The 23,878-nt window shown below is 44.3% G+C and carries 26 protein-coding genes; 13 read left to right on the top strand and 13 right to left on the bottom strand.

All coding sequences use genetic code 11. The features are described 5' to 3' along the window. Nucleotides 1-42: 42 nt before the first annotated feature. Complete coding sequence (locus RHM67_RS07535) at nucleotides 43-3,063, top strand: DUF2723 domain-containing protein (RefSeq protein WP_322231498.1); 3,021 nt, start codon at nucleotides 43-45, stop codon at nucleotides 3,061-3,063. Nucleotides 3,064-3,267: 204 nt separating this feature from the next. Here RHM67_RS07535 and RHM67_RS07530 read toward each other — a convergent pair whose 3' ends face one another. The 3 genes from RHM67_RS07530 to RHM67_RS07520 are packed head-to-tail and all read right to left on the bottom strand — an operon-like array spanning nucleotide 3,268 to nucleotide 5,326. Next, entirely contained in the window at nucleotides 3,268-3,726 is a 459-nt protein-coding gene (locus RHM67_RS07530) for a hypothetical protein (protein ID WP_322231497.1), read from the bottom strand. 45 nt (nucleotides 3,727-3,771) lie between these two features. Further along, nucleotides 3,772-4,263 carry an isoprenylcysteine carboxyl methyltransferase family protein gene (locus tag RHM67_RS07525; protein WP_322231496.1) on the bottom strand — a complete coding sequence of 164 codons (492 nt, stop codon included), beginning with the start codon at nucleotides 4,261-4,263 and terminating at the stop codon, nucleotides 3,772-3,774. Between the two features lie 4 nt (nucleotides 4,264-4,267). Next, a complete protein-coding gene (locus RHM67_RS07520; RefSeq protein WP_322231495.1) occupies nucleotides 4,268-5,326 on the bottom strand; it encodes a type III polyketide synthase in 1,059 nt (352 codons plus the stop codon). A 130-nt stretch (nucleotides 5,327-5,456) separates the two neighbouring features. On the opposite strand from RHM67_RS07520, the gene RHM67_RS07515 reads away from it, so the two are divergent. From RHM67_RS07515 to RHM67_RS07505, 3 genes are all read left to right on the top strand, one after another. Continuing rightward, on the top strand, nucleotides 5,457-6,233 hold the full coding sequence (locus RHM67_RS07515; protein WP_322231494.1) for a DNA-formamidopyrimidine glycosylase family protein: 777 nt from the start codon (nucleotides 5,457-5,459) through the stop codon (nucleotides 6,231-6,233). A gap of 215 nt (nucleotides 6,234-6,448) precedes the next feature. After that, nucleotides 6,449-6,925: a PA2169 family four-helix-bundle protein gene (locus RHM67_RS07510; protein ID WP_322231493.1), complete on the top strand. Its 477-nt coding sequence runs from the start codon at nucleotides 6,449-6,451 to the stop codon at nucleotides 6,923-6,925. 2 nt (nucleotides 6,926-6,927) lie between these two features. After that, nucleotides 6,928-7,248 (top strand): hypothetical protein, encoded by a 321-nt coding sequence (locus tag RHM67_RS07505; RefSeq protein ID WP_322231492.1) that lies wholly within the window; start codon nucleotides 6,928-6,930, stop codon nucleotides 7,246-7,248. Between the two features lie 130 nt (nucleotides 7,249-7,378). Here the strand turns inward: RHM67_RS07505 and RHM67_RS07500 are convergent, their stop codons facing one another. After that, nucleotides 7,379-7,768, bottom strand: a complete 390-nt coding sequence (locus RHM67_RS07500; protein WP_322231491.1) for a hypothetical protein — start codon at nucleotides 7,766-7,768, stop codon at nucleotides 7,379-7,381. Between the two features lie 38 nt (nucleotides 7,769-7,806). Further along, entirely contained in the window at nucleotides 7,807-8,439 is a 633-nt protein-coding gene (locus RHM67_RS07495; protein WP_322231490.1) for an HAD family hydrolase, read from the bottom strand. 233 nt (nucleotides 8,440-8,672) lie between these two features. Between RHM67_RS07495 and RHM67_RS07490 the strand changes: the two genes are divergently transcribed. Further along, entirely contained in the window at nucleotides 8,673-9,539 is an 867-nt protein-coding gene (locus tag RHM67_RS07490; protein ID WP_322231489.1) for a helix-turn-helix transcriptional regulator, read from the top strand. Between the two features lie 4 nt (nucleotides 9,540-9,543). After that, nucleotides 9,544-9,981, top strand: coding sequence for a DUF983 domain-containing protein (locus RHM67_RS07485; RefSeq protein WP_322231488.1), 438 nt, complete (start codon nucleotides 9,544-9,546; stop codon nucleotides 9,979-9,981). Between the two features lie 156 nt (nucleotides 9,982-10,137). On the opposite strand, the gene RHM67_RS07480 is transcribed toward RHM67_RS07485, so the two are convergent. The 3 genes from RHM67_RS07480 to RHM67_RS07470 form a co-directional block, all read right to left on the bottom strand. After that, the gene (locus tag RHM67_RS07480) at nucleotides 10,138-10,494 is read right to left on the bottom strand and encodes a response regulator (RefSeq protein WP_322231487.1); all 357 of its coding nucleotides are present in this window, start codon (nucleotides 10,492-10,494) and stop codon (nucleotides 10,138-10,140) included. A gap of 64 nt (nucleotides 10,495-10,558) precedes the next feature. Continuing rightward, the gene (locus RHM67_RS07475; protein ID WP_322231486.1) at nucleotides 10,559-13,183 is read right to left on the bottom strand and encodes a PAS domain S-box protein; all 2,625 of its coding nucleotides are present in this window, start codon (nucleotides 13,181-13,183) and stop codon (nucleotides 10,559-10,561) included. A 434-nt stretch (nucleotides 13,184-13,617) separates the two neighbouring features. Next, nucleotides 13,618-13,998 (bottom strand): helix-turn-helix domain-containing protein, encoded by a 381-nt coding sequence (locus RHM67_RS07470; RefSeq protein WP_322231485.1) that lies wholly within the window; start codon nucleotides 13,996-13,998, stop codon nucleotides 13,618-13,620. A 153-nt stretch (nucleotides 13,999-14,151) separates the two neighbouring features. On the opposite strand from RHM67_RS07470, the gene RHM67_RS07465 reads away from it, so the two are divergent. Together RHM67_RS07465 and RHM67_RS07460 are read left to right on the top strand one after the other, a co-directional pair. Further along, nucleotides 14,152-15,168 (top strand): NAD(P)-dependent alcohol dehydrogenase, encoded by a 1,017-nt coding sequence (locus RHM67_RS07465; protein WP_322231484.1) that lies wholly within the window; start codon nucleotides 14,152-14,154, stop codon nucleotides 15,166-15,168. Nucleotides 15,169-15,664: 496 nt separating this feature from the next. Further along, nucleotides 15,665-16,438, top strand: coding sequence for an enoyl-CoA hydratase/isomerase family protein (locus RHM67_RS07460; RefSeq protein ID WP_322231483.1), 774 nt, complete (start codon nucleotides 15,665-15,667; stop codon nucleotides 16,436-16,438). A 124-nt stretch (nucleotides 16,439-16,562) separates the two neighbouring features. On the opposite strand, the gene RHM67_RS07455 is transcribed toward RHM67_RS07460, so the two are convergent. The 3 genes from RHM67_RS07455 to RHM67_RS07445 form a co-directional block, all read right to left on the bottom strand. Beyond that, nucleotides 16,563-16,925: a hypothetical protein gene (locus tag RHM67_RS07455; protein WP_322231482.1), complete on the bottom strand. Its 363-nt coding sequence runs from the start codon at nucleotides 16,923-16,925 to the stop codon at nucleotides 16,563-16,565. A gap of 93 nt (nucleotides 16,926-17,018) precedes the next feature. Further along, nucleotides 17,019-17,312: a chaperone modulator CbpM gene (locus tag RHM67_RS07450; protein WP_322231481.1), complete on the bottom strand. Its 294-nt coding sequence runs from the start codon at nucleotides 17,310-17,312 to the stop codon at nucleotides 17,019-17,021. 5 nt (nucleotides 17,313-17,317) lie between these two features. Further along, nucleotides 17,318-18,214, bottom strand: a complete 897-nt coding sequence (locus RHM67_RS07445; RefSeq protein ID WP_322231480.1) for a J domain-containing protein — start codon at nucleotides 18,212-18,214, stop codon at nucleotides 17,318-17,320. A 105-nt stretch (nucleotides 18,215-18,319) separates the two neighbouring features. Between RHM67_RS07445 and RHM67_RS07440 the strand changes: the two genes are divergently transcribed. The 3 genes from RHM67_RS07440 to RHM67_RS07430 all read left to right on the top strand — a co-directional run bounded on the left by RHM67_RS07440 (nucleotide 18,320) and on the right by RHM67_RS07430 (nucleotide 20,435). Beyond that, a complete protein-coding gene (locus tag RHM67_RS07440; RefSeq protein WP_322231479.1) occupies nucleotides 18,320-19,405 on the top strand; it encodes an acyltransferase in 1,086 nt (361 codons plus the stop codon). Between the two features lie 78 nt (nucleotides 19,406-19,483). Then, complete coding sequence (locus RHM67_RS07435; RefSeq protein ID WP_322231478.1) at nucleotides 19,484-19,819, top strand: cupin domain-containing protein; 336 nt, start codon at nucleotides 19,484-19,486, stop codon at nucleotides 19,817-19,819. Between the two features lie 106 nt (nucleotides 19,820-19,925). Then, a complete protein-coding gene (locus RHM67_RS07430) occupies nucleotides 19,926-20,435 on the top strand; it encodes a GNAT family N-acetyltransferase (RefSeq protein WP_322231477.1) in 510 nt (169 codons plus the stop codon). A 15-nt stretch (nucleotides 20,436-20,450) separates the two neighbouring features. Here the strand turns inward: RHM67_RS07430 and RHM67_RS07425 are convergent, their stop codons facing one another. Further along, entirely contained in the window at nucleotides 20,451-22,472 is a 2,022-nt protein-coding gene (locus RHM67_RS07425) for an ATP-binding protein (protein ID WP_322231476.1), read from the bottom strand. A 203-nt stretch (nucleotides 22,473-22,675) separates the two neighbouring features. On the opposite strand from RHM67_RS07425, the gene RHM67_RS07420 reads away from it, so the two are divergent. Further along, a complete protein-coding gene (locus RHM67_RS07420; protein WP_322231475.1) occupies nucleotides 22,676-23,035 on the top strand; it encodes a DUF1493 family protein in 360 nt (119 codons plus the stop codon). A 298-nt stretch (nucleotides 23,036-23,333) separates the two neighbouring features. Here the strand turns inward: RHM67_RS07420 and RHM67_RS07415 are convergent, their stop codons facing one another. Continuing rightward, nucleotides 23,334-23,645 (bottom strand): YdeI/OmpD-associated family protein, encoded by a 312-nt coding sequence (locus RHM67_RS07415; RefSeq protein WP_322231474.1) that lies wholly within the window; start codon nucleotides 23,643-23,645, stop codon nucleotides 23,334-23,336. Between RHM67_RS07415 and RHM67_RS07410 the strand changes: the two genes are divergently transcribed. Next, the gene (locus RHM67_RS07410) at nucleotides 23,638-23,802 is read left to right on the top strand and encodes a hypothetical protein (protein WP_322231473.1); all 165 of its coding nucleotides are present in this window, start codon (nucleotides 23,638-23,640) and stop codon (nucleotides 23,800-23,802) included. The genes RHM67_RS07415 and RHM67_RS07410 overlap by 8 nt on opposite strands. The last annotated feature ends 76 nt before the right edge of the window (nucleotides 23,803-23,878 follow it).

Raw genomic sequence — 23,878 nt, 5'->3', positions numbered from 1 at the left:
AAAATACTGATATTTGCCGCGCTTAATTATACGCGTTTAAGGATGCAATACAATAAAATTAATAACCTTTTTGGCTGGCTTTGCTTTGTTATCGCTTCAGCAACCTACATCTTAACACTAGAGCCATCAGTAAGTTTTTGGGATTGTGGCGAATTTATTTCGTGCGCATACAGGCTGCAGGTATCGCACCAGCCGGGCTACCCTTTATTTGCCATGCTGGGCAAGGTTTTCTCCTTGTTATCCCTGGGCGATAATACCAAAGTGCCTTATTTCACCAACATGGGTTCGGCCATAGCCAGCGGGGCGTCGGTGATGTTCCTGTTCTGGACCATAACCGCCATAGCTAAAAAAATGCTTACGGGCCGTGAAAAATCTTTTGGCGACGCGCAAACCACTGTTATTATGGGCGCAGGCCTTGTTGGTGCGCTGGCCTTTACCTATACCGATACCTTTTGGTTCTCGGCGGTAGAAACCATCGTGTTCGCGTTATCACAGCTTTGTATCGCTGTTGTTTTTTGGGCGATATTAAAATGGGATGCCCATGCTGATGAACCCGGTGCCGATAAATGGATCATTTTTATCGCCTACGTAATGGGGCTTTCTATAGGCATCCACCTGTTAAACTTGCTTACTATCCCGGCTATCGCGCTGGTATATTACTTCCGCAGGTATAAAAACGTTACTGCCAAAAGCGCCATTATCGCTTTCCTTGTAAGTATAGCCATACTTGGTTTTGTACAGTACGGCATCAGGGGCTATACTATTAAATTCGCCGCGTTTTTCGATCTGTTTTTTGTGAACACGCTTGGCCTTGGTTTTGGCAGCGGCGCATTGTTCTTTTTCGTGTTGCTCATCGCCGCTATTGTTTTCGGCATTATGTACAGCATCCGCAAAAACAAGCCGGTACTTAACCTAATATTTTTGTGTATCGCGTTCATTTATTTTGGTTATGGTTCATTCGCTTATATCCCTATCAGGGCAACGGCAAATACCAACCTTAACAACTCGCACCCGGATAACGCCTTTACCCTTTACGGGTACTTAAACCGCATCCAATACGGCGAAAACCCGCTATTAAGCGGCCCTTACTTTGACGCGCAAATAACCGACCAGCACGAAGGCAGCACCATTTACCGCAAGGGTGCCACCAAATACGAAATTGCCGGTAAACGGTCGACCTACGATTACGACCATACCACCCTTTTGCCGCGTATGTATAGTACCGACCCAAGCGACGTGCAGTTTTACCGTGGCTGGCTGCAACTGCCCGAAAGCGAAAAACCAACCTTTGTCGATAATATTAAATGGATGGCCGGCTGGCAAGTTTACCAGATGTACTTCCGCTACTTTTTATGGAACTATGTAGGCCGTTATAACGACCAGGATGGCCAGCAAAGCACCGAAACCATTGACGGTAACTGGACCAGCGGGATCTTAGACGGAGGCAGGCATTTACCAAAGTCTGTAGTGGATAGCCCTACTTACACCCCGCTTTACGCCCTGCCGTTTATTTTGGGTGTGATAGGGATGATCTACCATTTCGAACGTAAAAAGAAAGACGCATTGATCATTGCCCTACTGTGGTTCTTTACAGGATTAGCAGTAGTGCTTTATGTGAACCAGGCGAGTGTACAGCCCCGCGAAAGGGATTATTCGTACGTAGGTTCGTTCTACGCGTTTGCCATTTGGATAGGCCTTGGCGTTATTGCCATTGCAGACGGGATAAGCCGCAAGGTTAATGCCCGCACAGCAGCGTATATTGCTACGGGCATTTGTTTACTGGCAGCACCGGTGCTAATGGCCTTTAAAGAATGGCCTGGCCACGACCGCTCTACCAAGATGACCGCGCACGATATGGCGTATAATTACCTGATCTCCTGCCCGCCAAACGCTATTTTGTTCACCTATGGTGATAACGATACCTATTCGCTTTGGTACGACCAGGAAGTGGAAGGCATACGCCCGGACGTACGCATTGTGAACCTGAGCCTGTTTAGCGGCGACTGGTACATCCGCCAGATGCAGAAGAAAATGAACAACTCCGAGCCATTGCCTATTACCATGCCTTTTGACAAGTATAAGGATGGCGTACGGGATGTGATCTATTTCAACGATGGCAAGATCAACGGCCCGGTTGAACTTAAAGAGGTATTTGATTTCCTGACAAGCGACGATAAGAACGTGCAAGGCCAGAACCAGGCCGGCGAAAGCGCTAATTACCTGCCTACAAAAAGCTTCAAACTAACTATCAACCCCGATGATGTGATGAAGAACAAGGTGGTAACGCCCGAGCAAAAAAGCCGGTTAGCTACCACCATGGAGTGGAAATATACTTCCAACTATGTAACTAAAGACAACCTTGCCCTGCTTGATATTTTGACCCATAACGATTGGAAAAGGCCTATCTGTTTCACCACCACCATTGGCAACAGCAACCTGATAGGCTTACAGCCATACTTGTATAAAGAGGGCTTTACCTACCGATTATTACCGCTTAAGGCCGATACTGCCAACAAAGATCAACTAAGCAAAACCAACAGTTTGGTGATGTACGACAACGTGATGAACAAGTTTAAATTCGGCAAGTTTAAAACGGCTAAGTATTTGGACCATGAGTCGACCAATATGTTTTACCCCGTAATGCTAACCACCTTTTTAGACCTCGCCCAAAACCTGGTAAAAGAAGGCCACCCGGATATGGCACTAAAAGTACTGCACAAGTGCGATGACGAATTGCCGGAAGACCTGTACCCGTACATAGATGTTACCGCCCGTAAAATGTTTTTGGCGCAGTTAGCCTACCAGTTAGGCGATGCCAAACTGGGCAACAAATTTGTAGCCAACGTAGATAAGTTTTTGGTTGACCAGTTGGATTATAACTACTACCTGCTAAAAGATAATGCCAACCGCGTAAACAGCCGCGATGTACAAATTGGTATGCAGGTTTTAAACGGCATGAGCGAGTACGCCAAAACCGCTAAAGAAATCGCGGTGAGCAACAAGTTAGATGCACAATTAAAAGATTACGAAACCAAATTTTCCGCGCTGTTAGGTCAGCAATAATAAGTAAACAACTAAAGCAAAAAGCCCTGCTGATCATCATATCAGCAGGGCTTTTTTATATGTTGTGGCAATGGTAAAAGCAGGCAGCAAAACAGTTGCTACTACTGCGATGATCAGTTTTAGTTTCTTTGTTTTAGTTTGTGTTTGATTTGGATAGCAGCGTTACTGCTTTGTACACAAACAAATCAAAAAACTTCGTGGTGGTTAAGTTAAAAAATCTTTCATTTGGTGTGGTAAAGGATAATTGCCGGCCATACGGCGCATCAGGATAACCTCGCCTACGTGGAACGATAAATGAACCGATAAGTCCTGCACTATTTTTAACTTTTGATATAAAAAAGGTTCAATTTCATTAAGATGTTCAATTACCGTTTTTATAGTATTCATCTGCCCTGCGAAAACCTTTACTAGACCGTTTAGTGCATCCTGGCTTTCTGCGTTATTGCTTTCAATCCAGGTCGCATCCTCATCTATCGCAATATCGATTTCCATATTTTGCAATTGGGCAAGCTGGTAGCCTTGCCACTTAATCAAGTGGTTTAAGATCTGCCAGATGGATTTAGGCGAATCAAGATACTGGCCGGTTTCATTCAATTTAAGGTTATCGAACACTTTAAAAGTATCGAACGAATCGTCGAAAACGTCTTGGTAATTAGTTGGCATAAGGCTTATTTTACGTAGCTAAGCTAATGCAAATAGCTCAAAAAATCACATCGCCAAAACCTCGTTCTCCTTTTTAATGCGCACGTAAAGCATGGCAGCATTTAGCAAGGTAAAAGCTATAGCAGTATAGTAAAGCCCAAAAGCCAGCGGGATAATTGCTATTTCTAAGATCACAATAATATAATTAGGGTGCTTAATGTATTTGTAAATGCCGGTAGCAACAGGCCGCGTGCCGGGCACTTTGTAAATTTTAGTGTTCCAGTAATGGCCGAGGGTAGATATTACGATGATTTTGATCACGATCAGCACAAAAAACAATACAATAAGCGGATAGCTAACCACGGTATTATCCCGCCACATGTATTCGGCAATAACCGAAATGATGAACAGCGTATGCATGGTAACCATAAACGGGTAATGTTCTTTTCCATACTCTGCTGCGCCGTTCTTTAAAAGCCACTTTTCGTTTTTAGATGATACATAAAGCTCGGCCAGGCGCAGGGAGATCAGGAACAGGATAAATACAATAAATATCATCGGCTTAGTTTTTCATATCCAGTAAAACCATTTCGCTGCTAAAGCCGGGGCCCATGGCCAGCATCAGGCCATAACCATCGGCAAAACCGGTAGCTATAAATTTCTCCAGCACATATAGTACGGTAACGCTGCTCATGTTGCCGTTATCATTCATCACCTCGCGGGTATTCTTCAAAAAATCGCCTTCTATCTGCAAGGCATCTACGTAAGCATCCAACACTTTTTTACCACCGGGATGGAAGATAAAATTCTTAATATCGCTCAACTTAAGACCTTGCTTCTCCAGGAAATCTTCAATATCCTGACTGATGTTGGTGTGGATGAATGTCGGGATATCTTTGGAGAATACCACCTTAAAACCATCTTCCCTAAAATCCCAGCCCATTACATCAAGCGAATCGTAATATAGCTTGCTGCTGGCTGCTTTTATGCTAAGCAGTTGTTTTGGTTGTTCGTGATTATCACCTTTGATGATGCAGGCCACTATGCCATCAGAAAATAAACTCGACCCTATGAAATTACTCTTGCTGTAATCGCTTTTGATCAGCGTGAGCGAACATAATTCAACCGCTACCAAAAGCACCACCGCATCCGGATTTGCCTTTGCTGCCAAATTAGCTTTTGCCATGCCCGACACGCCGCCTGCGCATCCTAATCCCCAAACCGGCGTGCGGTTTATATGCGGGTTTAAGTGCATCTGGTTAATGATGAGCGCATCGATACTTGGTGTTGCAAGGCCGGTGGTAGAGATGAAGATAATATCCGTAATATCGTCTTTACCAATACCTGCTTTAGTTATTACGCCCTCAACCGCTTGTACCGAATATTGTAATGATAACCGGATGTACTCGTCGTTACGCTCTTTAAAAGTGGTGGTTTCCGCATAATAGCTCAGTGGTTTTACAAAATTACGGGTTACAATGCCGGTATTGTCAAACGCCGGCATCAGTCGGTCGGCCTGTGGGAAATCTTTACTGAACATTTCGCGCGCCTGGGCCTTTACGGCCTGCTGGTTGGTTTTATCGGGGAGGTCTATTTTAGAAACTGCTGCTATGTGTGGCATTTTACCTGGTTATTAAAGCCTCTACAACAATTACGTTATTATTATAGATTTAGTTTACAACTTTTAATAAAGGCTATTGTTTTATATACCACTAAGCTTTTACATTAGCATACCAATAATACTCAAAACCATGCCCGAACTACCCGATCTGCAAGTCTTCAGCCATAACCTCGATAAAAAACTGAAAGGCAAAACCGTAAAAGAAATTACCATACATAAAGCACCGAAGCTAAACGTTACCCATAAAGAACTGCAGGACACCCTGCATGGCCAAAAGCTATCGTCGGTTTACCGCGATGGTAAGGAGCTGTTCTTTAAATTTAGCAAGGGCGATGTGCTTGGCCTGCACCTGATGCTGCACGGCAAGCTTTTTTTGTTTGAAGGTAAAAGCAATAACAAGTACCCTATCATCGAGCTTTTATTTACTGATGATACCGGCTTGGCGCTAACAGATTTCCAAGGCATTGCCGCCCCCACCCTTAACCCCGAAGCTAAAGACGCGCCGGATGCATTATCTGACGATGCAGGATTGGATTACCTGAAAGGCATCCTCGGCAAAAAGAAAACCAACATTAAAGCCGTATTGCTTGATCAAAAGATAATCCGCGGCATTGGTAACGCCTACGCCGATGAGATCCTGTGGGATGCCCGCATTTCGCCGTTTTCAGTAAGTAATAAGATCCCTGCCGATAAGGTTAAAGACCTAATAAAGTCCATCCACGAGGTGCTGAAGAATGCAGAAAAAGAGATCATCAAAGCAAACCCCGATATTATTGCCGGCGAGATCCGCGATTTTATGCTGATCCACAACGCTAAGAAAAAACACAGCCCCAAAGGCGCGCCGATCCTCATCGATGAAAAATCAAGGAAGACATATTACACAGAGGAGCAGGGGTTGTATGAGTAGAGGCCGCACCCCGCCTTCTTCAAAGGTGAGCCAAAAACAACGTCATTAAGAAGCGTAGCGACGTGGCAATCTTCGATAGGTATGCCGCCAACTTTCTATCGAAGATTGCCACGCTATCGCTCGCAATGACGTGATTGAATATTACGCTTAAATTTCTACAAACTTAAAACATTTAACTTACACAATATGTTCACCAAATATAAACAGATACTAACATGGGAACATTACAACACATACAACACCAGATTGGCGCACTGAACGATCTGATCAAAATAAATAACGACCGCGTTGAAGGCTATGAAAAAGCCGTTGAAGGATTAGAAGAGGCCTCGTTAAAATCGGTTTTTGAGGGTTATGCCGACCAAAGCACCGGTTACGTTAACGAAATTAAAGATTACATCCACCTGCTGGGTGGCTCACCTACTGATGGTACAACCCTTTCTGGGAAAATGCATCATGCATGGATAGATATGAAATCAGCATTTGCCAAAAAAGATAATTACTCAGTATTATCAGACTGTGAATTTGGCGAAGATGTTGCCAAAGGTGCTTACCTCAAAGCATTGGATGATAAGGAACTGATATGGGAAGACGATGAAGTAGTAACCTTGCTTACCAACCACTTAAGTGGTTTAAAAATAGCGCATGATGCCATTAAAGCCCTGCGCGATACTTATAAACAAGTAGCCTAATTATGGATAGCCCCGATCAGGATTTTTTGAAAGATTACAAGCCTCTGCACGTACCGCATAAGTACGATACAGGCGCTTCTTTGCAGGATAACGTGGTATTTGCCCTGGCGCACTTAGAATACGCTACCGCCCCGCAAGTAGCCGCCAAAATGGATGAGTTTGAACCCCAAACTGACAAAGCTACCCACTTGCAACAAACCCGCGAGGTATTGGAAGGGTTGTTTAACAAGGGCCGCATTAAAGGTGATGATAAAGCGGAAAGGCAGTATAATTTAAGCAAGATACTTACGCAAAACTCGGGGAAGGCAGATCCGTTGTTTTAGAAATAAAAGAAGCGTTATTGCAAGGCACGAAGCAATCTCTTTAAGACAATTATACACCTTGCCTAACCGATTTGCTTAAAGAGATTGCTTCGTACCTCGCGATGACGGATTGGATTAAACCCGTATCTGCTTACGGTGCAGTAGGCGCAACCTGCGTTACCGACATCACACTATCAACCACAAAATTACTTACCCCGCGCCATGGCAGTGTGTGCAAATATTCTTTATAATGAAGTTCCAGCATGGCGCCAGCGCTATGGTTAAGTTTATCAGCAACTTTATCGTCGGTTACCGAAAACATAAATTCGTTTGAAGAGATATTACCCTGTATTTGGCTGCGGATACCGCTTTGGATCAACCGGCCTTCGTAGGTTTTAAACATATAGCCTTTTTTCACAAAATAATTCATGGTGCCGGCCTTGGTGCCTTCGCCAAAAACAAAACAATAGCGGTAGTAAACCACGCCGATAATTACCACTGCCAAAACCAAAAATATAATTGTTAAAACGCGACCTTTCATGATATTTAAATTTGATATAAAGCTAACATATTGGCAGCTTATAAATTTACAAAATAGTTAACCAGCGATGTAAAATCATCGAATTTCAGGTCGTAATCCTCCGTTGTACCAAAACCGTAGCTTACAAACACAAATGGGATGCCTGCCAGGCGGCTTTGCTGGCCGTCGCCTTCGGTATCGCCAACGTATACAGGGGTCTTCAATCCGTGTTTATCCATCAGCAATTTTATGTTGTGGCTTTTGGGCATAAAGTTTACCCCGTGGGCCAGCTCGTCTTTAATCAGGTCGTCAATCCCTGCCCAGTCAATAAACTGGCGGATGATACCCTTAGCACAGTTACTCAATATAAACAGCGGGTACTTTTCGGCAAGCAGCTTCAGGCCGTCCTTAACACCATCGTATAATATACCGCCTTTTTCTGCGATCAGGTTGTGGCGGCGGCCATTCACTAATCCATAAATTTCAATGCGTTTATCGTGGTCAAACTCTGGCATCAGTATCTCTATCACCTTTTTGCCTTCCATACCCACCATCCCGGCCAAAACATCGCGGGTGATGGTTTTGTCAATCCCCAGTTCGGCGAAAACAACGTTCCAGGAGTGGGCGTAAGTGTCAACGGCATCCCAAAGGGTACCGTCCATATCAAAAATAAGGCTATCGGGCTTTTGCATTTTGTTTTGTTAAAGATGGTGAAATTAATAAAGATTATCTATTTGCGATGATTAACCACAAAGGACACGAAGTTTTTTCACAAAGGGCACAAAGCTTTTCTCTGTGCGCTTTGTGGTTTTCTCTTTTTGTCCTTATATGGTAAAAAAGTGATTGTTATCACAATCAGTAAAAAACACCACAACAACCACATCCAACACCATTGCCGAGGGTAATAGTTAAGTATCTTTGTAGCATGAAAAAAGCGTTCCCTGTTTATGATATATGTTCGTTAGCTGATAATCAGCACAACGACCTGCTTATCAGCCGGTTTGCGCCATATCTGCAAAAACATCAGAACCTGAGCCTGCCGCATAAGCATACCTTTTACCACGTGGTATTATTTACCGAAGGCGCAGGCAGCCATTCTATTGATTTCACCGGCTTCCCGGTTAAGCCGTATCAAATTTACTTTATGGTGCCCGGCCAGGTACACCGCTGGAATTTTGAGGGCCCGGTTGATGGCTACATTATCAATTTTTCGGCAGAGTTTTTCCAGTCATTTTTATTGCGGCCCGATTATTTGGAGAGCCTTCCATTTTTTACCGGCAATGTAGACGATGAGGTAATAAACCTGAAACCCGAAGTACACCAGCAGACAGTAGCCCTGTTTGAGCAATTGATACAAGAGAGCAGCGAAATTAGCCGCATGGGGATGGATATGATTCGCACGCTGATGCTACAATTGTTTATTTTAGTGGCAAGGCAAAGCGCGCATAGCAGCCAAAGCACTGCGCCCACTTATAACTACACCTTGCTGCAAAGCTTCAGGAAGCTAACGGATAAAAACTTCGACACCCTGCGTTTACCAAAGGATTATGCTGCCTTTTTGTACATCACCCCTAACCATTTAAATGCGTTGTGTAACGATATGCTGGGGATCTCGGCAGGCGAAGTGATCCGCAACCGCGTGATACTGGAGGCCAAAAGGTTGCTTATAAACCTCGACCTCAACATTACCGAAATAGCCGCCAAACTCAACTTTGCCGATAACTCCTACTTTACCAAATTTTTTAAAAAACATAACGGACTTACCCCCGAGGATTTCCGCAAAAACCCATAGCCCAATGACACCATCTGATATAAAACCCGCCAAAGAAGTGCACGTTTTAGAAGCATTTATAAAGGCCAAATGCCCTCGCTGCCGCCGTGGCGATATTTACAGTACACCTACCTACAGTTTTGGAGGCCAAAAAATGCACGAGCGCTGCTCGCACTGTGGCCTGCACTACGAGCGCGAACCTGGGTACTGGTATGTAGCCATGTTTGTAAGCTACGCCTTTAATGTTGCCGAAATGGTGACCTTTGCGGTAGGCTTGCACATGTTAACAGGCTCTAATTCTCCCTGGGTATATGTTGGGGTATTGTTGGGTGTGATATTTTTATTATCTCCGTTTAATTATAGGTACTCGAGAGTGGCGTTGTTATACTGGCTTACGCCGGGGCTAAATTACGAGGCTTGGAGAAGTGAGGATAAGTACAAGGTGCCCCCCAACATCCGTTAGCTAACGGCGAAGATTTTAAAAAGCAGGATTAAGCATTCCCCACGCGTCATTGGTACGAAGCAATCCCCGACTTACAGAGCCGCTCGTCCTAAAGAGATTGCTTCGTACCTCGCAATGACGTGCTTTTTTAATATTATTCCATAAAAAAAGCTAACCTTAATGGGTTAGCTTTTCTATTTTCTGCAGCAGTACATCCATCTCAAATGGCTTGGCCAGGAAATCGTCCGCCCCGGCGGCCATGGCCGATGAGGCAATGTCCCGGCTGGCAGAGATCATGATGACCGGTATATTTTTAGTAAGGGTTTCTGATTTTAGTTTGCGGCAAATGTCGCGGCCGTCCTCTCCGCTCATCCAAATATCAAGCAGCAGCAGGTCGGGCAGTTCTTCTTTCATATCAAGCACGGTGGCACCATCAACGGTTGTTGTTACGCTGTAGCCCTCAAACTCGAGTAGCATCGCTATCGCGTCCACTATCCCGGGGTCGTCATCGGCTATCATTATCTTTTTGGGCATCTGGCTTATATCAGCGCAATTTTGAATCCAAAACTGCTCGCGCTTTTAACTTGTTATTAAATAATTATTTCGTTTCATTTATATCAACAGGTAACGAGAAGCAAAAAGTAGACCCTTTTCCTTCTGTGCTGTTTACCCACATCCTGCCGCCTTCGCGTGTTATTATCTCATTGGAGATGTACAATCCTAACCCCAAACCGGGGAAAGTATGTTGCTTGCTCCCGCTTACCCTGTAGAACTGTTCAAACACGAGTTCTTTCTTATCATCGGGTATGCCAATACCAAAATCCTCCACGCAAACGGTTACCATTTTGTCATCCCGCTCGGTAGTGATGATAATACGGTTGCTTTGCGGCGAGTATTTAATGGCGTTGGTAATAAGGTTAGTAATTACCTGCCCTATGCGTTCTTTGTCAGAATAGATCTTACCGGCGTCCTTAAAATCCATCACCAGGGTGTGTTTGTGGGTGATATGTTGCAGGTCCTGCACGTTCTCCTGTATCACCTGGTTAAAATCGAACCAGGTTTTATTGAACAGGATCCTACCGGAGTTTATTTTGGTAACATCCAGCAGGTCGCCAATAAGGTTGGTGAGGCGGTTTAGCTGGGCGTCCATCTTCCTTACCATGGCGGCTTTTTTCTCCTCACCTTCTTTACTTAGCATGGCGCCAAGTACCTGCGCGTAGGCTTTTATACTTGTAACGGGGGTTTTTAATTCGTGGCTGGCAATACCCAAAAAATCGTCTTTTTGGCGCTGCATTTGTTTTTGCTCGTCAATATCTGTATTGGTACCAAACCAGCGCACAATTTCGCCATCTAAACTAAACGGTAAAGCGCGCACCAGGTGCCATTTATAGTCGCCGTTCTTATCCAGTAACCTAAACTCGTATTGATAAAGGCTTAAACTCGCCAGGGCTTCCATCCATGCTGCAATGCAGCCGTCGCGGTCGTCCGGGTGTAAATTATTCGGCCATTTATCACCAATGATCTCTTCCATTGGCAAGCCGAAGAAATCGAGGGTTTGCTGGTTCACATAATCCAGTTCGCCGTTTGGTTTTGCCGTCCATAATTGCACGGGCATAAAATCGGTCACAAACTCAAACTGTTTTATCTGGTCGTTAAGCTCGCTGTTCTTTAACTGTAGCTCAATATCGGTAATGGTTTTCTCGGTAACATCGGTACAGGCACCAATGTATCCCCTAAAAACACCATTAATATTATATTGCGGGTTGCCCGTGGCGATGCACCAGCGCACGCTGCCATCCTTATGCTTTATCCTAAAATCAACCTCGTAAGAGCATTGCGCTTTTAAATCTTCGAGGAATTTTTCGGCGGTGCGGTCGCGGTCTTCATCTAAAATACATTTCAGCCATCCTCTGCCTAAAATTTCTTCGTTAGATTGGCCTGTCCAGTCTGTCCAGGTTTTGTTGGCATACGTAATATTGCCATGGTCGTCAGACATCCATAAGGACGTAGGCGATGCACTGGTAATATTTTGCAGCAGGTGTTCGCTATCAATAAGGGCCTGTTTGCTTGCTATTTCGCCCCGAAGATCGCGGGCTATAGTAGCACGGCCCCGGGCGTTACCGTTAGAATCGTAGATAAACATAGACGTACCATGAACCGGGATAGCCTCGCCTGTTTTAAAATTGCGGTACAGCACCTCGCCGCTCCACTTGCCTTGTTTGGTTAAAGCTACATTGATGTTGTTTTTCAGCTTATCCAGTTCGCCCGGCATAATAAATTCCGAGTTATGGGGCAGCTTATCACCATCTTCCAAACCAACCATTTTACGGCCAACGGCGTTTACATAATTAACATTACCGTCAACATCGCTCAGGCTAATAAAGTCGGATGTATTATCTATCAGCGTTATCAGCCGCTGTTGTTCTTCTTTATCGCGGATCTCGGCACTAATGTCAAGCACGGTGCCTGCAAAACGGGTGCACTTACCTTCGGCATCAAAATAGGCCTTGCCTTTGCCACGCAGCCACCGTACCTGCTTATCAATTGCACTAACGGCCCTAAATTCGCAATCGTAATTGCCGTCTCCTTTACAATCAAGTGCTTTATTAACTTTTCGTTCTATAGTGGCGCGGTCTTCCGGGTGGATGCTCTTTAGCACATCGTTGTATGCCAAAACCTCGCTGCTGGCATAACCATGCAGTTGGTTGCAGCGTTCATCCCAGGTAACCAATTCGTTAACCGGGTCCATATCCCAGGTACCCAGCTGTGCCGATTCGAGCGCGAAACGCACCCGTTCCTCATTCTCGGCCAGTTTTTTACGGGTGAGGACCAGTTCGGTAACATCATTGGCTGTATTTAATATACCAAATACTTCGCCCTTTTCGTTTTTTAGCGGTTGATATATAAAGTTGAAGTAAAAAGTTTTAAGCTGCCCGCCGGATAGCAAGTCTACCCGCTCAGCTTTAGCTTCGTATGCAATACCGGTGGTGTAAACTTCGTCGAGAATGTCGAAGAAGGGTTGTCCCTCCAGTTCGGGCAGGGCCTGGCGAAAGGTTTTGCCAATTACAGTTCTGTCCTTATCCCATACCTTTAATATGGCATCGTTAGCGAGGGTAATGGTCATACCTTTCCCCACATACAGCCCTACGGGCGATGGCGACTGCTCTACAATGAGTTTAAAAATATTTTCGGTTTGCGCGTTCTGGTCAGCGTTGTTTTCCATTTTTTAATGTAGAAAAAACAGTTTTAAATAAGGCAAACAGGTATCGGCTAAAAAGGTTTGCAGGGCAATGTTGTGCAATATTAATTTTTCTGTTCCATTATAGCTAATCCACGATCATAATTTTACGTAACGGTATTAATTCTTCACCATTGCGAAATAGATAAATTATATACTGGAACATCAACAGGTAAACGGCCTGTTTGGCCCTCAAAAAATGAAAAACTGGTGGCCAAGAATGCCGTTTATGTATGTCTTGCAGAGCTACTATGGACTTCAACGATTCATTATCAAAACGTTTGCGAACGAGCTTATTAGAAAACTCACTTAGTGTAGTTCCCTCGAAACTTTGTCTTATTATCTAAGCTTGCCGGATTTATCCTAAACTAATGTTCTACTTTTTTAGGGCAAATACCTTAAAAAGGTAACACTTCTCCTTAATTAAAACTAGGCTTCATACGAGTTACGTAAGGTATATGCACTTTACCCCAGGCACACAGTTGATGCATTATATCCGTCAGTTCCAGTCCACTTTGCGTAATTCGATATTCAACTCGTAGGGGTATCTGTTTAAATATTTCTTTTTCAATTAATTTACTATTAACCAACTCGTTTAGTACAGATGAAAGTACGTTATCCGAAATTCCATTTAAACATTCTTTTAAGTTTGAAAACCGTGAAACATCCTGTTTAATTAATAGCAGGATTTCTGAAACCCACCTTTTTCCGACAATTTTTAATACCTTATTTAAGGTGCATCGTTCTTCAAGATAAAACTCATTTAAAGTGTTTGTTGAATTGATTTTTTTTTGGCTCATACTCACATTTTTATTAGTAACTCATAATGGGCAAAACATGATACCCAAGCTTATTTTACAGATACATTTGTCTGTACAAATTAGGGGATAATTTTTAATAATAGACATATAATTCCAATTATGTCTATTATTAAAACGGCAAATCATTAGAGTATGAAAACTTATCAAATTACAAAAGAATATAGCGTTGCAAGTTTAAGTTTGGTTGAAACAGATCGGCCGATAATTTTGGCAAATCAAGTTTTAATTAAAATTAATGCTGTGTCTTTAAATTACAGGGATCTTTTGGTAGTTAAAGGAATAGCTGACTGGAGGCCCCCTATTGGAAGGATACCAGTTTCTGATGGTGTCGGAACCATTATTGAAGTCGGGGAAAACGTGACGGCAGTAAATTTAAACGACCGAGTTGCCGGGCTTTTTTTCCCAAACTGGATAGATGGCCCAATGACCATGGAAAAGCTAGTTAATCCTTTGGGAGGGAGGGTCAGAGACGGCCTGCTACAGGAATATGTTGTTTTGAATGAAAACGAGGTCGTAACAGTCCCGGCATTTCTTACCGATGAAGAGGCTGCCACACTACCCTGCGCCGCACTTACTGCCTGGCATTCTTTAATGGAAAAGGGTAAGATAGAGCCAGGCAATACTGTTCTTATCCAGGGAACCGGAGGTGTTTCTTTATTTTCAACTCAATTTGCATTAATGGCGGGTGCAAAAGTAATCCTACTATCTGGGAGCGATGACAAGCTGCAAATGGCCGGGCAAATGGGCGTACAGCATTTGATTAACTATAAGCATCTTCAAAACTGGCAGGATGAGGTATCGAATATTACCAATGGCAAAGGTGTAGATCACATTGTGGAAGTAGTGGGAGGCGACAATATTAATAAATCCATCGATGCCATTGCTTTGGATGGAACTATCTCGATAATAGGTTTAATTAACGGATTGAAGGGAAATTTGGATACAGCAAAGATTATGTCCAAGCAAATAAAGTTGCAAGGCATAAACGTAGGCTCAAGAGAAATGTTTGTAAGGATGAATAAAGCAATTGAAGCCGCCAATTTACACCCGGTCATCGGAGGCATATTTGAATTTGCGAAAGTAAAGGAAGCACTAACCAAGATTGAACAGTCTTCCCACTATGGCAAAATTTGCATAAGCTATAAATAAAATATTGCAGGGTAAAAAGAAAATAGATCTTTTTGATGAAGGAGCTTATTTCTCTTTTTATATACCTGATAATCAGTTTAACTATGGTGTTGGTAAGTAGGGCACTAAAAAGTACCTACTTGCCTTACCGGCAAGTGGAGATTAGTTTTGGTAAAAACTATCACTAAAATGAAAAGACGAGATGCCATCATAGGTGCGGGAGTAGCAGCCGCAACCATGTCCCTACCATCCGCAGCGATAGGGGAAACCTTGGGCACAGTACTGCATTAGAAGAATACAGGCTATTCCAATTTTAAAACCGGTAGCACAGAGTTCATGTCTCGCACAAGATCATTACCAACCATAATGGCACCATAGGTGTATATAGCGAACCGGGCAAGGGCTCAATATTTTATTTTGAATTACCACTGGCTTAGGGCCTTAGCTATTTGTTTATTGCCTATAATTTGCAGGTCCGTTAAAATTGCGGATATTACCGCGTATTTATATCAGCCGAATGATAACCGATAGCACTAACGGAAACGTAATTAGCAATACCGCCGCCGATGGCGTAACCACCATTGGCTTTTACCACCCCGCTCAAAACTCACTCCCTGCGCTTTTACTGCAGGAACTAACCGACAAAATAAACCAGGCAAGCGCCGACCCGCAAACTAAAATAATTGTATTGCAAAGCGCCGGCGAACGCACCTTTTGCGCGGGCGCCAGTTTTGACGAACTGCTGCAGATAAAAGATAAAGAAGCAGGTGCCAAATTTTTTTCAGGATTTGCCAATGTGATCAACGCCTGCCGCAAATCGCCCAAGATCATCATAGCTCGTGTACAGGGCAAAGCCGTGGGTGGTGGCGTAGGCCTTGCCGCCGCTGCCGATTATTGTTTGGCTACCGAAGCTGCCTCCATAAAATTAAGCGAACTGGCTATAGGCATTGGCCCGTTTGTGATATCCCCCGCCGTTATCCGTAAAATAGGCTTACCGGCATTTTCGCAGTTAACCATACGCGCGGTAGATTTTCAATCGGCGCAATGGGCTATGGAAAAGGGTTTATATAACGAGGTTTATGCCAACACTAAAGTATTAGACGAAGCATTATCGCTCTTAACCCAACGACTTGCCTCCTACCACCCCGAAGCCCTCATAGGCCTCAAACAGATCCTTTGGGAAGGCACCGAAGATTGGGATAAGCTTTTGATAGAACGCGCCGCCATTAGCGGTGAGTTGGTGTTGTCTGAGTTTACACAGGCTGCTTTGAATGGTTTTTTGAAAAAGTAGTATTAGCCCCGCCCTATACTCGCGTCATTGCTGTAAGGTACGAAGCAATGACGGGTTGAAGATAAACCATTACAAAAAAAGCCCCTCGTTACCGAAGGGCTTTGTAAATTATATCTTTTAAAGCTTAGTGCTTGCCGTGGCCTCTGCCACCGCCATGTTCGCGCCCCCAGCCATTACCATCACCGTGACCTTTTTTCCAACCGTAGTCGCCGCGGTAAACTACGTTGCGGTAAACCGGGCGGCTATAATAACGGCTGCGGTAAACCACCGGGCGGCTATAATATCTATTGTAAACAACCGGGCGTTCGTAAACTATGGGTTCGTCGTAAACTACCGGTTCGTCGTAATCGTCGTAAACTACCGGTCGTTCTACATAACGTACCGGTGTGCCCAAATTGATGCCTATGCCTACCCTTACCTGTGCTTTTGCAAGCTGTGCGCCAAGGGTTAATGCTAATGCTAATATTGAAATTTTAAGTGTTTTCATGGTAGTGAATTTTATATACAATTATTGTTTCATTTATATGTATGACACTATAATTGTACCATGGTTTAATAAAAATTCACTCTTTTTAAAAGATTACTCCTCGTAAAGGCGCAGTTTACTGCGTAAAACACTCATTTCCTGTTCCATATCTTCCAACTTTTGCAACAAATTATTTATGGTTGCAATGCCCGGTTCGTTAATTTCTAACTCGTTATGCAGGCGCACCAGCTGTTCTAACTTTTGGATCTCGTCCAGCGGGATGCAATTGGTTTGATTAACGGTGGTCACTTTAACCATCCCTGCGTCAGCCAAATAGTCTACAAATGTATATTCCACATTGTGGTACATACAAAAATCGTTTACGGTTATTAAATTTTCGGTCCTCATATGGTTTATGATTTAGCCAGTTCTTCAAATAACTCTTTTTGCTTATCGGTTAGGTTGGTTGGCAGTTGCACGTTGTAGGTAAGGTACAAATCGCCAAACTGGCCTTCCTTTTTATAAACAGGTACGCCCTTACCTTTAAGCTTCACCTTAGTGCCTATTTGCGTACCGGGTACCACTTTTAGCTTCACTTTGCCCGTTAGGGTATCGGCAGTAATTTCACCCCCTAATACGGCTGTGTACAGGTCAAGGTTGATGTTACGGTACAAATCACTACCTACCCGTTTAAACTCGGCATCCTCGGGGATGTTGAACTTAAGGTAAAGGTCGCCGGCTGGTGCGCCATTGCTGCCTGCGCCGCCATGCCCTGCAATTTTTATAGTTTGGCCGTCGGCAATCCCCGCAGGAATGGTAAGCCGGATGTTTTTGCCGTTAACGGTAATGGTTTGCTTTTTACTTTCCAGTATCTCGCGCAGATCCAGGCTCAGGCTGGCATTCATATCCTGCCCGCGATAACGAGCCTGCTGCCTGCCGCCACCTCCCCCTGGAGGGCCGCCGCCAAACATAGAATTAAAGAACCCGGAGAAATCGCCGCCGCCACCGCCGAAATCAAAGCCACCGCCGCCGCCAGGGTTACGTTGCTGGCTTTGCTGCCGCGATTGCTGTTCATAAGCCTCGCCATGTTGCCAGTTCTCGCCATATTTATCATACTTTTTTCGTTTTTCAGGGTCGCTTAATACCTCGTTGGCCTCATTAACTTCCTTAAATTGTTTTTCGGCCTCGGCGTTGTTGGGGTTAAGGTCGGGGTGGTGTTTGCGGGCCATTTTGCGGTACGCGCTCTTGATCTCTTTATCAGTAGCGGTTTTGCTGATGCCCAGTATCTTATAATAATCAATAAATGCCATAGCTACATACGATGTATTTGTAAAACGCCTAAATTGGGGCTAAGTTTTAACATATGTACATAATTACACGTGTTTTATATAAATTAGGCCACCATACAATAAACTATGCCCACCATACAAGCCCCTGCCGTTTTTAAAAGCAGCCCAACTGCCTACCTTAACGTATTAAGAATTTTTGCCTGCCTTATGGTACTCCTGGTACACTCGGGCGAGTTTTTTTACATCGGCGACAATAATAGTATAGTGCGCTACAACCATGTTTGGGTAAATAATTACGGCAGTTTTATGAGGTCGTGCGTGCCGTTGTTTGTGATGATCTCGGGCTATTTGCTGTTGCCTATTAAAGAAACCGGCAGCCAGTTTTACAAGCGCAGGTTTAGCCGCCTGCTTATCCCCTTTCTGTTTTGGAGCGTGATGTACGCCATAATACCGTTCCTGATGGGCAATACCAAACCCGACCAGATGTGGCACGATCTGTTCATCATTCCCATTAACTTTGCGCCAAGCGCAGGGCATTTGTGGTTTGTATATATGTTTATTGGCGTGTACCTGTTCATCCCCATATTTTCGCCGTGGGTGCAAACGGCATCCAAGCGGTTTAAACAATTCTTTTTGCTGATATGGGTTATTACCTTGTGCTTCCCCTACATCAAAACCATCACACCCGAAGTTTGGGGCGAGTGCTTCTGGAACAAATACCATAGCGGGTATTATTTTTCGGGCTACATCGGCTACCTGCTACTGGGCAATTACATTAAGGGGCATGTTACTATCTCTAAATGGGGTGGCTTTGCAGTTGGGGCAGTGTTAATGGTGATAGGCTACATCATCACCCACGTGGTATTTGACCACCAGTTGCCATTCGCTAAAGACCTACCCGAACTGGAGTTGTCATGGGCGTTCCCAACCATCAACGTGGCTATGATGGCAACGGGTATGTTCCTGATATTTCGCGTTATCAGCTTTAAAAGTGCCCCGATAGAAACCTTCATGGCTAAAGTATCCGGGCTTACTTATGGCATGTACCTTGCGCATATTTTAGTGCTGGTGCAGCTATTCCCCATCATTAATAATTGGCTGCACGATGTGGTGTTGGTGATACCCGTTCTGGCAATCAGCACGTTTTTGGTGACGTATCTCGGCATCAAGATATTATCGTACTTGCCCGGGAGTAAGTATATAGTTGGATAATACCGGGATTTGTACGATTTTACTGATTGAAATATTTTTCTTCTGTTTTACTCGGCGCTTTTTTGTATTTTAACACCTATGAATACCACTTACTTCCGCCAATTTACCGATATCGACACTAAAGAAATCGCCCCGGGCTTTTTCTCTAAACTCATCCATACTGCCAACAATACGATCAATTTTATAGCGGTAAAGGCAGGCAATAGCGTGCCCGATCATCAGCATGTGCACGAGCAAATGTCTTTAGTGCTGGAGGGGCAGTTTCAGCTTACGGTTGATGGCGAGGTGCAGGTTTTGGATAACGGCATGTTCGCGGTGATCCCGTCAAACGTAAGGCACAGCGGCCTGGCTATTACCGATTGCCGGTTGATAGATGTGTTTAGCCCCGTGCGGGAAGATTACAGGAATTTGTAAAATACGCTTATCAGTTTGAGCCTATCGAAGACCTATACTTCCAAATATGGTTCGACAAGATCACCATGACACTTTCTTTGTTGTTTCGATTTAATAAATTTGCCGCATGGCTATTACTCCTGCTACCCTTATTGATGCTCCCGAACTTGTTGTGTTGATCAATTCGGCCTACCGTGGCGAAAGTTCCAAAAAAGGTTGGACCACCGAGGCTAACCTGATAGATGGGCAGCGCATAGACGCAGAAGGCCTAACTGAGCAGATGGACGACCCGAAAGCCATCATCCTAAAAAGCACAAATGAGGACAACCAAATAACCGGCTGTGTTTACCTGCAAAAACGTAGCGACAAACTTTACCTTGGCATGCTTACCGTATCGCCCACCCTGCAAGCTGGTGGACTTGGCCGCAAACTTTTAGAAACCGCTGAAGATTATGCACGAAGCATCAATTACCACACCATCACCATGACGGTTATTACCACCCGCACCGAGCTGCTGGAATGGTACGAACGCCGCGGCTACGCCAAAACCGGCGAAGTTATCCCGCTGAACATTACCGAGCGTAACGGCATTTTGAGGCAGCCTGTAGAAATGTATAAGTTAGAGAAGCTGGTTTAACTATAGAGACGTATCTTAATTAAAGGGGATGCTGAAGCAAAATGTAGACCCTTTGCCAATTTCGCTGTTCGCCCAAATTTTGCCTTTGTGGCGGTTTATAATTTCGGCGCTCAGGTAAAGGCCAATGCCAAAACCGGAAATATTGGTATTGTTATTTACCCGGTAGTAGCGATCAAATAATTTATCTATATCCTTTGCCGAGATCCCCATCCCTTCATCTTTAACGCATACACGGGCGCGTTTATCCGCCACTTGGCATGCTACATGGATAGTACTACCCTGGGGCGAATATTTTACCGCATTACTGATCAGGTTGTTAATAACCTGTCCTATTTTATCGCGGTCGGCATTTACAAATAACTCGTCGACGGGGGAAAATATCACCTTGTGGCTGGCAATGGTCGCTATCGATTCATCTTCAACCTCTTTAACAAGGCCGGCCATATCAAAGCGCTGTATGCTGATATGGATCTTGCCAGATTCCAGGCGCGAAACATTCAGGAAACCATTGATCATGGTGGTCATTTTATTTACCTGGTTGTTAGATTTAACAAGGGCATTCATCACAAACGTATCGTCGTTTTTTTGCGCCTTAATTTCTAAAACCTGCAGGTATGCCTTAAGTGATGTAAGCGGTGTTTTTAATTCGTGGCTTACCATACCTATAAAGTCATTCTTTCGCTGTTCGTCCTTCTTCTGCTCGGTAATATCTATAAACATCCCCGTAAACTGGGCCGACTTTCCGTACAACCCCGGGAATACCCTACCGGTAGCCCGCACCCACTTTTGTTCGTTAGTTTGTAAGTTCCGGATGGCATATTCAATATCGCTTGCCTGATGGTTATCGGCAGCATCTTTTAGCGCATTGTTGATGTCGGTATGGTATTCCAGGTTAATGGCCTGCATTATCCTGGCCATTGTAGCCGGCTCATCCGCAGGGATACCCAACAGGTCCTTCACAAAATCAGACATCGTTATCTGCATCGTATCCAATTCGATACTCCAGGTGCCCATCCTGCCGGTCGCAATGGCAACTTTAAGTTTTTCTTCGCTTTCCTCCAGCGCCTGGCGGGCAATAACCTGGGCGGTAACATCTATCGCTATCCCCAACACACCGGTAATTTTACTATCATAATACAACGCCCTGTAGCTTACATTATAATAGCCGTGTTCATCTTGCCCGTTACGGTGTATCATTACAGGTATTGCTGTGATATCCAGCTGTTCGCCGGTATGGTAAACATGGTACAGGCTATCTACTATGGGCTGGCCCATAATTTCGGGCACACCTTCAAACAGGGTTTTGCCATTAATTTCGGCCGTTTTACCCAAAAACTGCAGCATGGCATCGTTGTTTATTTCGAAGGTCATGTCATCGCCCCGGTAAACCTGCATGGCTATGGGGTTTTGCATGATCAACGATTTAAACTTGGCCTCGCTAATAGCCAGTTCTTTTGTGCGGCTGTGCACTATTTCTTCCAGCCCGGCATTTAAAGTGTGCAGGTTGCCCTGTGTTTGCCGTAGTTGATTATTGGCAGAAATCAGGGCTTCGTTAAGTTCCTTTACATGCGCTAATGATTCCTGCTCCTGCGAGCGGCTTTTTTCAAGGGCCTGTTCGGTAAGGACCTTATCGGTAACGTTAGCCGCAAGCTGGATAATGTAAGAAATATTGCCGTTATCGTCCAACACCGGCGTGTGGCTTGGGTCCCAGTATCGCTGTATAAATTCGCCGGGATTGCTTATATCAGGCACATCATACCTTTGTATGCGCATGTAATGCGGCTTTTTAGTACGCAATACTTCCTGCAGCGATGCATTTATATTTTGCACACCATCAGCATCCGGCAGATCGGGATTAGCGGGAAAGGCTTCAAAAATATGTTTACCAACTATAGCTTTGCGGGTGCTTTCAGTTGCCTTAAAATAAAGATCGCTGGCGGTAAGGATGTACAGATCGGGAGATAATACCAGGTAAATGTTTGGCGCTGTTTCCAGTGCTTTTAATATCTCTGCAGGTGGCTTTGTTGTTTCTAACATCTGGTTAAATCGCATTTAATGTTATGCAGTAAAGATAGGAAAGTAACTTTTAAGAATTTTATAGCACAACCAATTAATAAACTCTTTCTTGATGTAAGATATGGCCACAAATCCAACAGTGTTTTTTTTAATCGATTTTCTTATTTTTAAGATGCAACGCCGGCCAAAAAGCAGTGTCCTTTAGATAACTATTAAGGGATCGTATGGACCAAATTCAACCACAGTTAAAAGATTTTATCATCAACTACTGTAACCGGTACAAGGTAAGCCGGTTTGATACCTCGCAGCTGTACCCCAACACCAGTATAGACCTCGACCTTGATATTTACGATATAGAAATAGACCTTTTCCTGGCCGAGTTTGCCGAACATTTCAACATCGACAATTCAAAATTTAGCTGGTACAAATATGGCTACCCAAAAGGCTCGGCAAGGGTGCGGATGCTTAAATCGGTGTTTGGTTACCAGCGCCCGTGGGTTAAAAAACTGGCGGGTTATTGCTACAAGCCAAAATTTAAAGTCGCTGTTTTGCAGGATGCTATCGAGAATGGCAGGCTGATATAATATTAAAGATAACTGTCGTGCCCCCCACCGGCCGGAGGGAGGCATCTCACACTAAATAGGGCTGTGACAGGTTAATATTTACGGTGTGGGGCCCGGTTTGTTAGCTACCAAACCGGGATGACAGTATTTTATTTATCATTGAACTGTATCCTGTCATCCTGAGCGATAGCGAAGGCTCTTTTAGCGAACGGTGCACAACAATTTGCATGGCGGCGAATAGATGCTTCACTACGTTCAGCATGACAAATTTTTTTAGCGTAGCCTTAATTCTTCGACAATTCCATACTAACAATTACCCCTACCTAATCACCTCTCCCCTTTCACACGCGGCAATAATATTTAGCAAACGGCTCAATTGCGTTTTTTCTTGCTTGGCACTCATGATGCGATGGATGGTTAGCCGCTTGTACCATGGTGCCTGGGCTTCAAAAAAATTCCAGGCTTTTTTGTTGGCTTTAAATTGCTTTTCGTAGGCTGGTTTTAGCTTCATGGCATCCACCTCGAAACTATAAATAGCCGATCTTTCTTCCTTGCGTTTTCCGTAAGCGGCAATTCCTGCAGGTTGCATCAAACCTTTTTCGGTAAGCTCGGCTACCTTTTTAATGTTCACCGCGCTCCAGATGCTGGTAGGTTTGCGCGGGGTAAAACGGATGCTGTATGCCTTAGCATCTACAGACCTGCGTACGCCATCTATCCAGCCGAAACACAGTGCTTCATCTACTGATTATGACCAGTTGATGCTGGGTTTACCGCTATCCACTTTGTAAAAACCAACCAGCAGTTCGGTTTCTTTATCCGCGTGCTTTTGCAGCCAGTCGCGGAAATGGGCAGGGGTTTCAAAAA

The sequence above is a fragment of the Mucilaginibacter sp. 5C4 genome (genome assembly GCF_034345625.1).
GTDB classification, from domain to species: domain Bacteria; phylum Bacteroidota; class Bacteroidia; order Sphingobacteriales; family Sphingobacteriaceae; genus Mucilaginibacter; species Mucilaginibacter aurantiaciroseus.
Note: the sequence above shows the minus strand (reverse complement) of the source record. Positions and strands in the feature narration are given on the sequence as shown.